The following is a 14,584-nucleotide window of genomic DNA, read 5'->3' as shown; positions in this document are numbered from 1 at the left end:
TTCTCATCTCTCCTTACTTTTCATCTATGATTGGGAGTATAATAGAAAATAGATTTTATATCTAAAACACTCTTATATTGCATATTAAGTCCTATTACTTGCTCTCTATAAAAGAATATTAGATAACACACTATGAATGCTAAATATATTGTTCGTCTTTGCTTACCCTCTAGACAATTCTGTATTATATACGGCAATAGTATAAAGTTGTATAATTGTAAATATAATGAAAACCTATTAAATATCCAATTTGACATACCAAAGGCTACAAATATGCAATTTAAAAGAGCCATATTAACAAATACATTACTCTGTGGCCACTTTTCTTTTAGTTCATTCCTTTTTAAATATGCAAATATAATTGGAACCATGTTTACAAAGGTTCTCATTATACTTGATCCTCCTTCGTCAAAATCTGAATAATACCCATAATTAGTATTTTCTATAATCTTAAACAAGTAACTGCTTAGCACCTCATAAAAAAGAAGTCCTAATACAGCAATTCCAATTATCATGTATATTTTCTTTGACCAAGGTTTTAATCTTGCTATAAAATATATCGGAATCATAAATAGAGCTGATTGATGAATAGTTGAAATTATAAGTACACTTAATAAGTATTTTTTAAAGCTACCATCTATAATAAACTTTACGCATAGAAATAAAAGAGCTGCTGCTAAACACTGTCTCAGTCCATTCATGGTAACTGTAAAATAACCTGCTGCTATATACATAAATATCTCTAGTTCTATATAACCCCTGTACTTGTTTAATACATAGACATTACATAGTTGAGTTATTAGAGCTACTACAAATACAATAGTTTGTGGATTATTGGAAAATTGAATTAAAATTAAATTTAATAGGACAAAACCATAGTCTCCATTAGCTTTAGAAAAACTAGGATTTTCTACTAAAAGATTATAGGTGTGCTTATACATACCTGTATCTCCAATACCAGACCTTAGCCCTGAAAATAATACTAAAACCGAAACTACAAGAGAAATCCAAAATATAGCTATAAGCTTGTACTTTTTATCATTAGCCATTCTAGCAAGCAATGATAATATAAAAGTTGAAGCTAAGGTAGCATAATATATTCCCATTTTTTTCTCCTTTCTATAAGTTTCTTATATCTCTAGTTCTAAAGATTATATAACTATATAAAATACATCCCAGAGGAATAGCTGCTAACATAATCCCTTTGTATGGAACCTCACTTAAAAAATTCTTATCCTTTACAATTAAACTACTAGATACATAATGGACACATTCTTTAAATCTGTATAATAAAGATGTATTAGGTATCTTTAAGTTTTCTATTCTATAGAAGCACCATCCCTTAGGATTATTTCTGTATTGTCTAAGCATATTCTTAGTAGACCCATCTTCCATGTATTCTACAATACAAACAGGTTCATTAACTAAAGCTAGTTTGTACTTCTCATCTAGTTTATGACACTTATAAGCTAGTCCTACATATTTCTCATCTTCAAACTCTGGATATGGATATTTTTTTGTAAGCTCAGTCCTATATATAAGTTTTTTATCTCCTTTAATACCATATTTATGATATATATCAAATAAAGTAGCTTCCCTTAATCCTTCTGAAAACTTTGTTCCTATTATCTCACCAGTTTCATATAAATCAAGAGCTGCAATTCCTGCTATATTTTCTGCCTTTCTTTCTTCCCAAGCCTTTAGAATTTTTTCTACTCCATCATCTGTCATATAATCATCTGAATCTATACATATATTTAGTTCTGTATCAATATTTTCATAGGCAGTATTATGAGCACTATGCATACCGCCATTTTTTTTATATATATAATCTATTTGAAAGTCTGCTTCCTCTTTCCAATTTATAATCAGCTCTTTAGTATCATCTGTTGATCCATCATCTATTACCAACCATTTGAAATTTTTATTTGTCTGTCTTCTCAAACTTTCATAACACTTATATATGAGTTCTTTTCTATTATAAGTTGGCGTAAAAACTGTTAAAATTGGTTTCATTAATATCCTCCATCCTAAATCATGCTTTTTATATATCTGCTTTTATTTTCAAATAAATCACTTACTAATACTATCATAGATTTTTTCAATTTTCTTACAGTAGTTTTTTATATTATAGTTGGTTTTTATAAATTCACGTCCATTTTTCCCAAGATCAATTCTTAATTGTTTATCCTCTTTCAAATTTCTTAATTCTTCCATAAAACTTCTATAATCTCCTGGCTTTATGAGCCTTCCTCTATGAGAGTTTATAACTTCACTTATACTTCCTACATCCATTGCTACAACAGGTATTCCAAATGCCATAGCTTCCAGTATTACCATTGGAAGACCTTCGTAAAGTGAAGGTAGAAAAAACACATCTATAATAGGGAAAAAATCATATACATTTTCTTCGAATCCTGTAAATATAAAAAACTCACCCAATTCTAATTTTTTTACCATAGACCTAATTTCTTCTTCTTGTGTTCCGCTTCCAATTATGAAAATTTTTGTATCTATAAATTTTTCCTTATATTTATCAAATTCTTTTATAAAAGGTATAAGTCCCTTTTCTTCATCTAATCTACCCACAAATCCTATTACTTTTCCATTCTGTGGAATGATATATTTTGTAGCTATCCACGCCCTTTTATTACTTTTAAAATTTATTATTTCTTCTACATCCATAGCATTAGATAATATAGATATTTTTTCCCTATTAAGATAATTTGTATTTTCTTTATAAAAATCATATACAACCTTACCACAAGTAATATTGTAATCATATTTTGGCCTTAATAACTTATCAATACTACTATTTAATCCATTACTATTTATCCATGGATAGCAACTATGAATATGTGATATTACCTTTATATCTACTCCATATATACTCTTTACTAAATAAGCATGTATTGAAGCATTATTATCATGAGCATGGACTATTTTTATATCATTATCCCTTATAATATTTTTAAGATACTTTATATTTTTTAAAATATGCTTCTTAGAAAAACTTAAGGAATAGCTATTTATATTATTATCCTCAAAACTTTTTTTAAGCTTGTCCCCACCACATAGGACTATCGACTCATAATTAGTTAAATTCTTACAAATTAGCAGCACCATTTTTTCAGCTCCACTTAGCTTATTCATTGGTAATATATGAAGACACCTTTTCATATTTTTACATCCCTTCAATATATATTTTCATTGCTACTTATTAAATTCTAGTAATAAGTTATGCTTTATAAATTTATATTTTTTTCAGGCAAATAGTAGTCTTGTAAATCTAAAGTATCATATATATACTCCAACTCACTTATTACATTATTTAAATCATATTTCTCTATTTCCTTAGGTGTATTAAAGCTTCTATCTCCTTCTAGATAATATTCCTCTATAGCTCTTGCAGTAGCTTCATAATCTCCCACTTCTACTAGCTTACCTATACTTTCATTTTCTATAAGATCTCTTATTCCTCTTATATTAGTACCTATAACTTTTTTCCTATGTGACATAAACTCCATTATACTTTTAGGCAACCCTTCTCTATAGGAGAGTAATATCCCTATATCTGAAATTTTTATAAGCTCATTTATGTTTTCTCTATAACCTAAAAAACTTATATTTTCTTCTATTCCCCTTTTTACTATTTCCTCTTTTAACTCTTTTAGCTTATTTCCTTCTCCTACACTAATTGCCTTAATCTTTGGATACTTATCTTTTATAAGTTCCAACGCCTTTATAAGCTGAAGTTGGTTTTTATTATGATTTAATTCTGCTATCATAAGTATTATAAAATCATCTTTATCAAAAGAGAGCTTCTTTATATTAAGCACTTCTGCCTTTAGTTCAGTCCGTCTAATATCCTCTATATTTATACCTACTCCATTAACTAAGTAACACATTTTAGGCTTTAACTTATTTTTAGTTATTTCATAGTCTTCATTATTAATATTTATTATTACATCTGTAAATCTAGCCATAAGCTTCTCCATAGGATAAAACATACACCATGCTATCTTAGGTGCACCTTTATAAAAGTGATAGCCATGAGCTGTATATATAATTTTTATTTTAGGAAACCAAAGTTTTAATATTCTTCCGTATAATGCTGCTATAGGTGTATGAACATGGACAACATCATATTTATTTATCTTTTGTATAAATCTTAATCTCCAAAAAGCTTTAAAATTTCTTAAACTTAAAGGTTTTCTACAAAATGGTACATTGTATACTTTAACTCCTTTGGATATTAATCTCTTGTCTATAGGTTTATCTATAAAGCATGCGCAATCAACAACATATCCTTTATCTATTAACATTTCTATATGTGGAATTAAAAATGCATTAATTGTTCTACTTACTGTTGTTATATATAATATCTTTTTCATAAACTTCCTCTTCCCTTATGACCCTTGCAGGAACTCCTACAGCAGTACTATAAGCTGGGATATCCTTTACTACTACAGAGCCAGCTCCTATTATTGCTCCCTTTCCTATTTTTAAATTTTGAATTACCGTAGAGCAGGATCCCATAAGTACTCCTTCTTCAATAATATCTCCTCCTGAAATATTTACGTTCCATAACAAGGATACATAATCTTTTATAATAGAATCATGACCAATACCACATTTAGGACTTATTATTACATGTTCTCCGATTTTAATATCTGTTGTTAAAATTGCTCCTTCATATATTATTGTCCCATGTCCCACAGTCATAAAATCATGTATGGATACTCTTGGATGAATTAAAGTTGCGAATTTAAACTTTCCCTCTAACTTTGAAACTATTTCTTTCTTTACTCTATAGTTTGATATAGCTACAACAACATATATGTCTTTACTAATGTAATTTAATAACTCAACATTTCCTATAATTCTATGTCCGTTTAAAGTTTTCCCTAAATTTGTTGGATTATCATCTAGGAATCCAATTATATTCCAAGTTGGTTTAAAATTATTAATTTGATTTATTATTAATGCAACTTCTCTTCCAACTCCTCCTGCTCCTATAATGATAACTTTTTTCATAGCAACTTCCTCTTTTTCACATTTAATAAAACAAATCTATGACAATTGATTTTTAAAGTCAAAGATTAATATGTTTAATTTGATATTTTAAGCATTAACTTTTTTTGTTTTATATTTTTCATAATTTCTTCTTCTTGATTTTATACTAAGAAAACTCTTTTTTTCTTTAGTATAATATTTATAATAAGAATCTGTTCTCTTTATGTCGCAACTATTCAGTATACTTCCAACTACATTTGCATTTACCTTTTTTAATTCTTTATATGCTAAATTAATATCTTTTTCTCTAGTTTTACCGTACTTCACCACTATAATTGTTGCATCTGCTTTACCTGCAAGAATGCTGGCATCAGTAACAGCTAGTAACGGTGGAGTATCTAATATTATATAGTCATAGATACTTCCTATATTTTTTAAAAATCCTTCAAAAGTTTTCGAACCTAAAATTTCTGCAGGATTAGGAGGAATAGTACCTGATGATATTACTGATAGGTCAGAAGTAAATTCTTGTATAGATTCTTTTAAATTATCTTTATCAATTAAACAATCCGTAATTCCCTTTAAATTAGAAAGCCTAAATTTTTTATGTAAAGATGGTCTTCTAAGATCACAATCTATAATTAAAACTTTATTTCCACTTTCACTTAAACAAAGTGCTAAATTACCAGCAATTGTTGATTTCCCCTCTCCTGGTACTGAACTAGTTATTACAATGGTCTTTATTGCTTTATCAACAGATGAATATTTTAAACTTGTGCGTATGGATTTATAAGATTCAGCAGATATAGAATGTGGCATTTTATTGTATATAAACATTACTCTCTTCCTCCCTTAAATCCTTTTTCGTGCTTAGGTATATTTCCTAATACTGGTACTGGCAAAACTTTTTCTAATCTAGAGTTACTCTTAATAGTGTCATCAAGATAATCTATAAAAAATATTAATCCCAAAGAAAATATTACACCAACTCCGAAGTACATAAGCATTAGCTTCTTTTTATTAGGTACTATGGGATATACTTTACTACTATCTATAATTCTCGGCTTAGCATCTGGAATTATAGTTTTTGCTTGCTCATTAAACTCTTCACATATAGCTGTTAGTACCTGTTCTGCTCCCTCCATATCATTAGTATTATATGTTACTGTAAATATAGGTGTATTCTCTGATGCAGAAAACCCTAATGAATTTTTCACTTCCCAAGACGACTTGTTAATTTTATATTTTTTCAATGTTTCATTTAAAAAATCATCTACCCTAATTATTTCATTAAAGGTATTCATAAATTCATTGTAATATTGAATTTCATTCTGAGAATAATAGTCCATTAGATTATTTCCTCTACCAACGTAAATTTTCGCTGTAGCTTGATAACTTGTAGTCATTAATGAAGCTTTATAACCACCTAAACATGATATAGCTCCAGTAATTAATATTAAAATCCAAATTTTTTTCTTTAGTAAATATACTATTTCATCAAAATTTATCAATTTTTCATCCATAAATTTCATCCTCCTTTAATTGCTTCCATTAAAGTATTCCATGGTAATATTATCATCTTGGTTTATTCCATCTTTTTTAATAACTTTATATATGGTTAAAAATAAAATTTTCAAATCTAAAAGTAGGGACCAGTTACACACGTACCATATGTCTAATTTAAATTTTTCTGTCCATGATATAGCATTTCTACCATTAATTTGTGCCCACCCCGTAATTCCTGGTAGAACCTGATGCCTTTTTAACTGCTCTTGTGAGTATAAACTTAAATACTCTTTTAAAAGAGGTCTTGGTCCTACTAAACTCATATCTCCTTTTATAACATTTATAAGCTCTGGTATTTCATCAAGGCTTAATGCCCTCAGTGTTTTTCCTATTGTTGTGTGCCTCTTTTCATCTGGTAATACCTTCCCATTTTCATCCTTTATATCTTTCATTGTTCTAAACTTAATCATTTTAAAAATCTTATTCCTTTTTCCTACCCTCTCTTGTATAAAAAAAATTGGTTTTCCTAATTTAATCTTTATTATCAGTGCTATAATAATTAACATAGGTAATAAAATAATAAGTCCTAATATTGAAATAGCAACATCAAATATTCTTTTTATAAACATATTCTCCTCGAACTTTCTTAAATTTTATCTCTGTCTTTTTAAATGTAAATTTATTTTTTAAATTTTATATTAACCAAGTATAAATTACTTATAATTCCAAACTTTATTTAAATAATCTTTTTATAGCATCTATTACCCTTTGTTGATCTTCAATTGTCATTTTTGTATCTGATGGAAGACAAATTCCTCTTTCAAATATATCTTCACATACACTTATACCTACATCATTGTGATTAAAAAAACTAAATCCTTTATAATAAGGTTGAAGGTGGATAGGCTTCCAAACATGTCTAGATTCTATATTTTCTTTTTCTAAAGCTTTTATTATATCTATAGGTTTAATTTTGCATCCTTTAGATAAAGTCATCACACTAAGCCAATAATTTGATGTTCCATAGTCACAAATTTCTTCCATATCAATCCACGGAATATTCCTAAAATTTCTATCATAAAATTTAAAAATACTTTTTTTCTTAGCTATTCGTTGATTCAATATTTTAAGTTGACCTCTACCTATTCCTGCTAAAATATTACTCATTCTATAGTTATATCCAAGCTCTGAATGTTGATAATATCTAGCCTTGTCTCTAGCTTGAGTGGCCCAAAATCTTGCTTTCTCTATGGCATTCATATTATTTGATACAAGCATTCCACCAGCAGAAGTAGTTATTATCTTATTTCCATTAAAAGAGAATACTCCAAATTCACCCATGGTTCCAGTTTGCTTACCCTTATAAGTTGCACCTAATGATTCTGCAGCATCTTCTACAATAGGCACATCATAAAAGTTGCAAATTTTTATTATTTCGTCCATATCTGCACTTTGACCATATAAATGAACTACAATTACCGCTTTAGGCTTCATATTTTTTTCTTCATAATATTCAAAAGCTCTTTTTAATGCTTTGGGAGACATATTAAAACTTTCAGGTTCTGAATCAATAAATACTGGAACAGCTCTTTCATATATTATTGGGTTACAACTTGCTACAAAAGTTAATGATGAACAAAAAACTAAATCATTATTTTTTACATCTAATAGCTTCAATGCCATATGAATTGCTGAAGTTCCAGAGCTTAGTGCCAAGCCTCTTTTTACTTTTACATAGTTTGCTATCTCATTCTCAAAATTCTCTACATTAGGACCCATTGGTGCTATCCAATTAGTATCAAAAGCCTCAAGTACGTACTTAATTTCTTCCTCACCCATATGTGGCGATGAAAGGTATATTTTCCTCCTGCTATCTTCATTAATTATTTCACTAAACCTATTTTGCTCTGCTAATTCTAAAATTTCTTTACTTTCATCTATTTTGTTGAACTTTATTGATTGAATAATATCCTTGTTACTTTTCATATTTTCCACTATATACTTCGCCTCCTTTCATGGGATAATATGTAAAAAACTCTTTCCTTTTCCTTAAAACTTTTATATTAAAATCCCTAACCACGAATCAATATTAAGTTTTATTATTATAAAATCTGATTAAAATTTTTGTTTATATATTAAATCCACTATTTTTGTATAAATAATTAACATATAGTTCTACATTACAATATTACCACTTTTTTACATTTGTTTCATTTAGTTTTCTTCGTCTTTTTATCCTAGGAAATAACAATGCCTTTTTGCATGATACTTTATTTGTATGTATATGCACTTATTTATACATACTTCTACTTTATATAACTAATTATTTTAATAATAAAATTCTTCTTTCACCCTAAAGTTACAATAAAACTTTTATAATATTGAATAAAAGTTTTAGTATATAGTAAAAGAGTGTGCCTAGCATTGCTATGACACACTCTAATAAAATTTATTTGTTGCACTACTCTCTACTTTAGTTTTAGGCTCTATGTTTAATGAAAGTGATAGAATTTGGAGAGAATTTATATTTTCATATAACAAATAGATATATATTAAACTATTTATATATGTTAATAGGAAACTATATAAATAGTTAACTATTTGTTGTGGCCTCAAGGGTTTCAGAGATTTTCTTATTTTGAAAAAAGTAAAATTAGACAATGATATTCTATCACTCTGGAACTAATTCTAATCTTTTATCCACTTTATCAACTAGTATAATGTTAGTAACCTCTACATTTCCTCTATTAATAACTATAAATCATTTTAATCTATAATTTTATTAAGCTATACATATAGATTCTCTGTATAGTATGAGATTTTCATTAGAATTGTACCATTTAACTATTGTTAAAATTCATATATAATTTCATAATGATAATATATAAGTGTAAATATTATGGAAATTATAAATAAATGTTAATATTTGTTTATAATTATTTACATTCCATTTTTTATATGGTACACTATATTTAAATTGTTAGATAATAATAATTATTAAATAATAACTTACTTTTAATGGTAATGTTATAGAATAAGAAAGTGGGGAATAAAGATGGGAAATCTAAAAGGAACTAAAACAGAAGCTAATTTAGCAACAGCATTCGCAGGAGAATCTCAAGCTAGAAATAAATATACTTTTTATGCTTCAAAAGCTAAAAAGGAAGGATATGAGCAAATTGCTGCTCTTTTCACTGAAACTGCAAATAATGAAAAAGAACATGCAAAAATATGGTTCAAGCTTCTTCATGATGGCATAGGTGATACTATGGAAAACCTTAAAGATGCAGCTGCTGGTGAAAACTATGAGTGGACTGATATGTATGCTACTTTTGCAAAAGAAGCTAGAGAAGAAGGCTTTGATAAAATTGCAAACTTATTTGAAGGTGTAGGTAAAATTGAAAAAGAGCATGAAGAAAGATATTTAGCTTTATTAAAAAATATTGAAGACGGAAAAGTATTTGAAAAAGAAGAAAAAGTGGTATGGCAATGTGCTAATTGCGGATTCATCTATGAAGGAGAAAAAGCACCAAATGCATGTCCTGTTTGTGCACATCCTCAAAGCTACTTCCAATTATTAGCTAAAAACTATTAATATTAAAATAACAAGGGTATTGAATCAAGAATTAATTCTAGATTCGATACCCTTATTTAATATGTTTTATTCTATATTAAAGTCTTATTCTATAGGCATTAACTTTTGATATATTTCACTTCTATACCTCTTATCTAAAAGCATTATGGTACCCTTATCTTCTTCAGTTCTAATAACCCTTCCCATAGCCTGTATAACTTTGTTCATTCCTGGAAATGTATACGCATAGTGAAATCCCGGTTCCCCTATTTCGTTAAAATATTCTTCTATTAATTTTCTTTCAAAGGATATTTTAGGTAATCCAACTCCCACTATAATCGCTCCCTTAAGTCTATCCCCAATTAAATCTATTCCTTCTGAAAATACTCCTCCTAGAACTACAAAACCTATAGTTCTCTCCTTACTATTTTTATCTACATCCATCAAAGAAAATCTTTCCAAGAATTCTTCTCTTTCTTCCTCTGTCATAACACTTTCTTGTAAGTATATATTATGTTCACTAAAATTCTTACAGTAAACTTCATATACTTTTGTCATATATTCATAGGAAGGAAAAAACACTAAAAAGTTTCCCTCATAATTATTTAGAGTTTCATTGATATATTTACAGATTGGGTAATAACTTTTCTCTCTGTACTTGTATCTAGTATCAATGTCATATTTTAGAATCAAATTTCTATTTTCTGGTGGAAAGGGAGACTGAAGTTTTATGCTATAACTTTTATCATCTCCACCTAGTAGATTTTTAAAATAATTCATTGGAGACAGAGTGGCTGAAAAAAATATATTACTTATATTACCTTTTATACACTGTTTTATCACATTACTTGGGTTTAAACAGAATATTTTTATCCGGATATCCATATCTTCATTATTACAGTATAGTACAAAATCCTCTGAAAATAACTCTCCAATTCTAATAAAATCTAAGAAAGAAAAATATACATTTAAAAATATTTCATCTATGGTTTCACCAATGTGTTCTTTTAAATAATTTTCACCTTCTGTTGCAAAAAGCCTGAAAAGAACTAGCATTTCTCCGGGTCCTTCATCTATTACTATATTACCCTTTTCACCTATTGTATATTCCTTTAGTTTCTTAATTATTTTATTTATTATACCTATTAGTTTTTTATTCTTATATTTAAATTCTTTTTTTAATTCTTTCAAATCACTTTCTTTTATCTCAGCAGAATACATTTCTCTTCCACGGTCTACTAAATTATGTGCCTCATCAATAAGAAATATATATGGTGTATCATCAAATGCCATTCTCTTTATCATAGCTTTAGGATCAAAGAAATAGTTATAATCACCTATTATAAAATCACACCAAGCAATTAAATCTAAGGAAAGTTCAAAAGGGCATACCTTAAATTGCCTGCTGTACTCCTCAATAATCTGTTGATTAAAAACTTCATTGTTTTCTATCATATCTAATATGGCGTCATTAACTCGATCAAAATGTCCCTTTGCATATTCACAGGCATCGCCATTACATATTCTTTCCTCTAGAAAACAAATCTTATCTTTTGCAGTAATAGTTAATGTTCTAAGCCTCATACCAGAGTCTCTTAATATGCCTAAGGTATTTTCAGCCACTCCTTTAGTAATATTTTTTGCTGTAAGATATATAAGCTTAGCTGAATTATTTATAGTAAAAGACTTTATTGCAGGAAAAATTGTTGAAATAGTTTTTCCTGTCCCCGTAGGTGCTTCAATGTAAATATCTTTTTTCTCTTTAATAGTTCTATATATATTTATAGCTAGTTCCCTTTGACCCTTCCTATAATTTTTAAAAGGAAAATCTAACTTTTCAATAGAGTTATTTCTTAGTTCTATCCAACTACTCTGAAGATGAATCCACCTTGTATACCTGCCCATCACTTCATTGAAAAATTCCTTTAGTTTTTCCCTTAAAAAAGTTTTTGAAAAGGTCTTTGTATGCAAACTTTCTCTGTGACAATATATAAGATCTATATCTATTTCACTTAGGTTTTCTTCTTCACAATAGATATGCCCATATAGTTTTCCTTGGGCCCAGTGAAGAAAGTTTTCATTTTCTTCAAGTGTAAGTAAGTCCTTCATGGTAGTCTTTATCTCTATTATTTTAACTCTAGTGTTACTACCTTTCTGTGAACTAATAATAACACCGTCGGCTCTCCCTTCTAAAATAATATTTATTTCCTTATAGCATAACTCTCTTGATAGATACATCTCATTAATATAGATCTTCTCTTCTGATTCATCACATTGCTCTTTAAGTTCCTTTTGTATGACTTTATGAAGTCTAGTCCCCTCTTGAGCTGATCCAATACCCCCTATTCTATCATCAATATCCCCTTGTCTATAAATAAATTCTATTAAATTTCTAACAGATATTCTCATATTATTTTCTATCATATTCTTCTCCTAAAAGGTATATCCATGATTAAACCTAGTACTTACTTATTTTGTTTCTGGGTTTCCATCTCTTCAAAAATTTCATTTAGATATTCCCATCTTTCTAATAAAAAATTCAATTCATCTTTTAATCTATTTTGATCTTCCAGTAACTGTTGTAACTTTACAAAATCACTTCCACACTGGTTTATCTCTGTCTCTACTGTGGCAATATCTTCCTCTTTTTTTTCAATTTCATCATCTATGGTATCAAATTCTTTTTGCTCTTTAAATGTAAATTTTAATTTAGTTGGCTTTTCTTTACGATTTTTATTTTCATCATATTTCTTTTCTTTGTTAGTACTTGATGTAGCAACTTCTTCTTCAGCCTTTATATCCCTATACTCTTTATAATCACTATAATTTCCTACAAGCTCTAAAATCTTTCCTTGTCCTTCAAAGCTAAAAATCCTATTGGCAATTCTATCTAGGAAGTATCTATCGTGGGATATGGCTATTACCGTACCATTAAATCTATCCAAATAGTCTTCCAGAATTGTTAAAGTCTGAATATCTAAGTCATTGGTTGGCTCATCTAAAAATAATACATTAGGTGCTTCCATTAGTATTCTTAAAAGATATAATCTTCTCTTCTCTCCACCAGACAATTTAGATATAAAACTATGCTGCATGGTTCCATCAAATAAAAAGTTCTCTAACATTTGAGAAGCAGTAATTTTACTTCCATCATTTGTAGTTATATACTCAGCTATTTCTTTAATATACTCGATAACTCTCATAGTTCCATCTAATTCTATATTTTCTTGGGTAAAATATCCTATCTTAACAGTTTCACCTTGTGTAACTTCTCCCTTATCAGGGCTTAATCTTCCACTTATAATATTCAATAAAGTAGATTTACCCATACCATTATTCCCTATAACTCCTACTCTCTCTTCCTTAGTAAAGATATGACTAAAATCCTTTATAATTACCTTGTCTCCAAAGTCCTTGCTTATATTATCAAGCTCTAATATCTTCTTTCCTAACCTTGAACCAGCTGTATTTAATTCCATTCTATCTTCATCTATCTTATAGGATGTTTCTTTTAACTCTTCAAACCTATCAATCCTTGCCTTTTGCTTAGTAGATCTCGCCTTAGCTCCTCTTTTTATCCACGCTAACTCTTTTCTGTAAAGATTTTGTCTTTTACTCTCAAGCGCTTCAAAAAGCTGCATTCTCTCTGCTTTTTTCTCTAAAAATACAGAATAATTTCCTTGATAAGAATAAAGTTCTCCCCTATCTAGTTCAAAGATCCTATTAGTAATTCTATCTAAGAAGTATCTATCGTGGGTTATCATTATAACCCCACCTTTTCTTTTTTGTAATAGCTCCTCCATATAATCAATTATTTCATTATCCATGTGGTTAGTAGGTTCATCCAATATTAAAAGATCACAAGGAGTTATTAGCACATTACAAAGCCCTACTCTCTTTCTTTGCCCTCCAGAAAGCTTTCCCATTTTAGCATCAAAATCCGTTATACCTAACTTTGTTAGTAATGCTTTTGCCTCACTTTCTATTTGCCAACCTCCTAATGCGTCAATTTTACTAGTAAGCTTAAATAACTGTTGTTGCAGCTTTGAATTATCACTATTGGTTTTTAGTTCTTCTAATACATGTTCATACTCTCTTAGTACTTCCATTATTTCCCCGGCACCATTAAAAACATGATCCATAATCCTATCCTCTGGATTAAACTCAATATGTTGAGGTAAATAAGATATGTTCAGTCCATTCATCTTTGTAATTGTACCAGAATCCTCTTGTTCTATTCCTGCAATTATTTTTAATAATGTAGACTTTCCAGCTCCATTTACACCAATTATTCCAACTTTATCTTCTGATGTTATGGTTAGTTTAACATCTGTTAATAATGGTTTTTCACTATAACTCTTATATATATTTTCAAGTGTTATTAAATTCATATGTATCATCCTCTATTCTTAGCTATGTTTAATTATTTATTTTTTTTATAATATCTTCTATTTATAAAACCTTTCCTATGGACATTATACCTAATCG

Annotated in this window: 12 protein-coding genes; 1 reads left to right on the top strand and 11 read right to left on the bottom strand. The window is 28.5% G+C overall.

Going from position 1 to position 14,584, the window contains the following annotated elements; genetic code table 11:
- Positions 1-20: 20 nt before the first annotated feature.
- The 9 genes from B2S02_RS13750 to B2S02_RS13710 all read right to left on the bottom strand — a co-directional run bounded on the left by B2S02_RS13750 (position 21) and on the right by B2S02_RS13710 (position 8,361).
- Positions 21-1,106 carry an EpsG family protein gene (locus B2S02_RS13750; RefSeq protein ID WP_346846587.1) on the bottom strand — a complete coding sequence of 362 codons (1,086 nt, stop codon included), beginning with the start codon at positions 1,104-1,106 and terminating at the stop codon, positions 21-23.
- A 13-nt stretch (positions 1,107-1,119) separates the two neighbouring features.
- Positions 1,120-2,016, bottom strand: a complete 897-nt coding sequence (locus B2S02_RS13745; RefSeq protein WP_346846586.1) for a glycosyltransferase family A protein — start codon at positions 2,014-2,016, stop codon at positions 1,120-1,122.
- Between the two features lie 57 nt (positions 2,017-2,073).
- A complete protein-coding gene (locus B2S02_RS13740; RefSeq protein ID WP_346920891.1) occupies positions 2,074-3,180 on the bottom strand; it encodes a glycosyltransferase family 4 protein in 1,107 nt (368 codons plus the stop codon).
- 65 nt (positions 3,181-3,245) lie between these two features.
- Positions 3,246-4,394, bottom strand: a complete 1,149-nt coding sequence (locus B2S02_RS13735) for a glycosyltransferase family 4 protein (RefSeq protein WP_346879187.1) — start codon at positions 4,392-4,394, stop codon at positions 3,246-3,248.
- Complete coding sequence (locus B2S02_RS13730; protein WP_346846583.1) at positions 4,360-5,037, bottom strand: acetyltransferase; 678 nt, start codon at positions 5,035-5,037, stop codon at positions 4,360-4,362. Before B2S02_RS13730 ends, B2S02_RS13735 begins: the two co-directional genes overlap by 35 nt.
- Before the next feature lie 87 nt (positions 5,038-5,124).
- Positions 5,125-5,853 carry a CpsD/CapB family tyrosine-protein kinase gene (locus B2S02_RS13725; protein ID WP_346879189.1) on the bottom strand — a complete coding sequence of 243 codons (729 nt, stop codon included), beginning with the start codon at positions 5,851-5,853 and terminating at the stop codon, positions 5,125-5,127.
- Entirely contained in the window at positions 5,853-6,539 is a 687-nt protein-coding gene (locus tag B2S02_RS13720; protein ID WP_346876943.1) for a YveK family protein, read from the bottom strand. The genes B2S02_RS13725 and B2S02_RS13720 overlap by 1 nt, the downstream gene beginning before the upstream one ends.
- 15 nt (positions 6,540-6,554) lie before the next feature.
- Positions 6,555-7,151 carry a sugar transferase gene (locus tag B2S02_RS13715; RefSeq protein WP_346846580.1) on the bottom strand — a complete coding sequence of 199 codons (597 nt, stop codon included), beginning with the start codon at positions 7,149-7,151 and terminating at the stop codon, positions 6,555-6,557.
- A 103-nt stretch (positions 7,152-7,254) separates the two neighbouring features.
- A complete protein-coding gene (locus tag B2S02_RS13710; protein ID WP_346879356.1) occupies positions 7,255-8,361 on the bottom strand; it encodes a DegT/DnrJ/EryC1/StrS family aminotransferase in 1,107 nt (368 codons plus the stop codon).
- 1,216 nt (positions 8,362-9,577) lie between these two features.
- Between B2S02_RS13710 and rbr the strand changes: the two genes are divergently transcribed.
- Positions 9,578-10,117, top strand: a complete 540-nt coding sequence (gene rbr, locus B2S02_RS13705) for a rubrerythrin (RefSeq protein ID WP_035133587.1) — start codon at positions 9,578-9,580, stop codon at positions 10,115-10,117.
- An 84-nt stretch (positions 10,118-10,201) separates the two neighbouring features.
- Here rbr and B2S02_RS13700 read toward each other — a convergent pair whose 3' ends face one another.
- Complete coding sequence (locus B2S02_RS13700) at positions 10,202-12,520, bottom strand: ATP-dependent DNA helicase (RefSeq protein WP_346920890.1); 2,319 nt, start codon at positions 12,518-12,520, stop codon at positions 10,202-10,204.
- Positions 12,521-12,561: 41 nt separating this feature from the next.
- Positions 12,562-14,487 carry an ABC-F family ATP-binding cassette domain-containing protein gene (locus tag B2S02_RS13695; protein WP_346879193.1) on the bottom strand — a complete coding sequence of 642 codons (1,926 nt, stop codon included), beginning with the start codon at positions 14,485-14,487 and terminating at the stop codon, positions 12,562-12,564.
- Positions 14,488-14,584: the final 97 nt, after the last annotated feature.

Origin of the sequence: Clostridium sp. UBA7339 (assembly GCF_002470865.1) — a bacterium.
GTDB classification, from domain to species: Bacteria; Bacillota; Clostridia; order Clostridiales; family Clostridiaceae; genus Clostridium_J; species Clostridium_J sulfidigenes.
Note: the sequence above shows the minus strand (reverse complement) of the source record. Positions and strands in the feature narration are given on the sequence as shown.

Bases quoted from the DNA above. Each gene is read 5' to 3' on its own strand.
- B2S02_RS13750 (WP_346846587.1), bottom strand. From the start codon at position 1,106: ATGGGAATATATTATGCTACCTTAGCTTCAACTTTTATATTATCATTG.
- B2S02_RS13745 (WP_346846586.1), bottom strand. From the start codon at position 2,016: ATGAAACCAATTTTAACAGTTTTTACGCCAACTTATAATAGAAAAGAA.
- B2S02_RS13740 (WP_346920891.1), bottom strand. From the start codon at position 3,180: ATGAAAAGGTGTCTTCATATATTACCAATGAATAAGCTAAGTGGAGCT.
- B2S02_RS13735 (WP_346879187.1), bottom strand. From the start codon at position 4,394: ATGAAAAAGATATTATATATAACAACAGTAAGTAGAACAATTAATGCA.
- B2S02_RS13730 (WP_346846583.1), bottom strand. From the start codon at position 5,037: ATGAAAAAAGTTATCATTATAGGAGCAGGAGGAGTTGGAAGAGAAGTT.
- B2S02_RS13725 (WP_346879189.1), bottom strand. From the start codon at position 5,853: ATGTTTATATACAATAAAATGCCACATTCTATATCTGCTGAATCTTAT.
- B2S02_RS13720 (WP_346876943.1), bottom strand. From the start codon at position 6,539: ATGGATGAAAAATTGATAAATTTTGATGAAATAGTATATTTACTAAAG.
- B2S02_RS13715 (WP_346846580.1), bottom strand. From the start codon at position 7,151: ATGTTTATAAAAAGAATATTTGATGTTGCTATTTCAATATTAGGACTT.
- B2S02_RS13710 (WP_346879356.1), bottom strand. From the start codon at position 8,361: ATGGGTGAGGAAGAAATTAAGTACGTACTTGAGGCTTTTGATACTAAT.
- rbr (WP_035133587.1), top strand. From the start codon at position 9,578: ATGGGAAATCTAAAAGGAACTAAAACAGAAGCTAATTTAGCAACAGCA.
- B2S02_RS13700 (WP_346920890.1), bottom strand. From the start codon at position 12,520: ATGATAGAAAATAATATGAGAATATCTGTTAGAAATTTAATAGAATTT.
- B2S02_RS13695 (WP_346879193.1), bottom strand. From the start codon at position 14,487: ATGAATTTAATAACACTTGAAAATATATATAAGAGTTATAGTGAAAAA.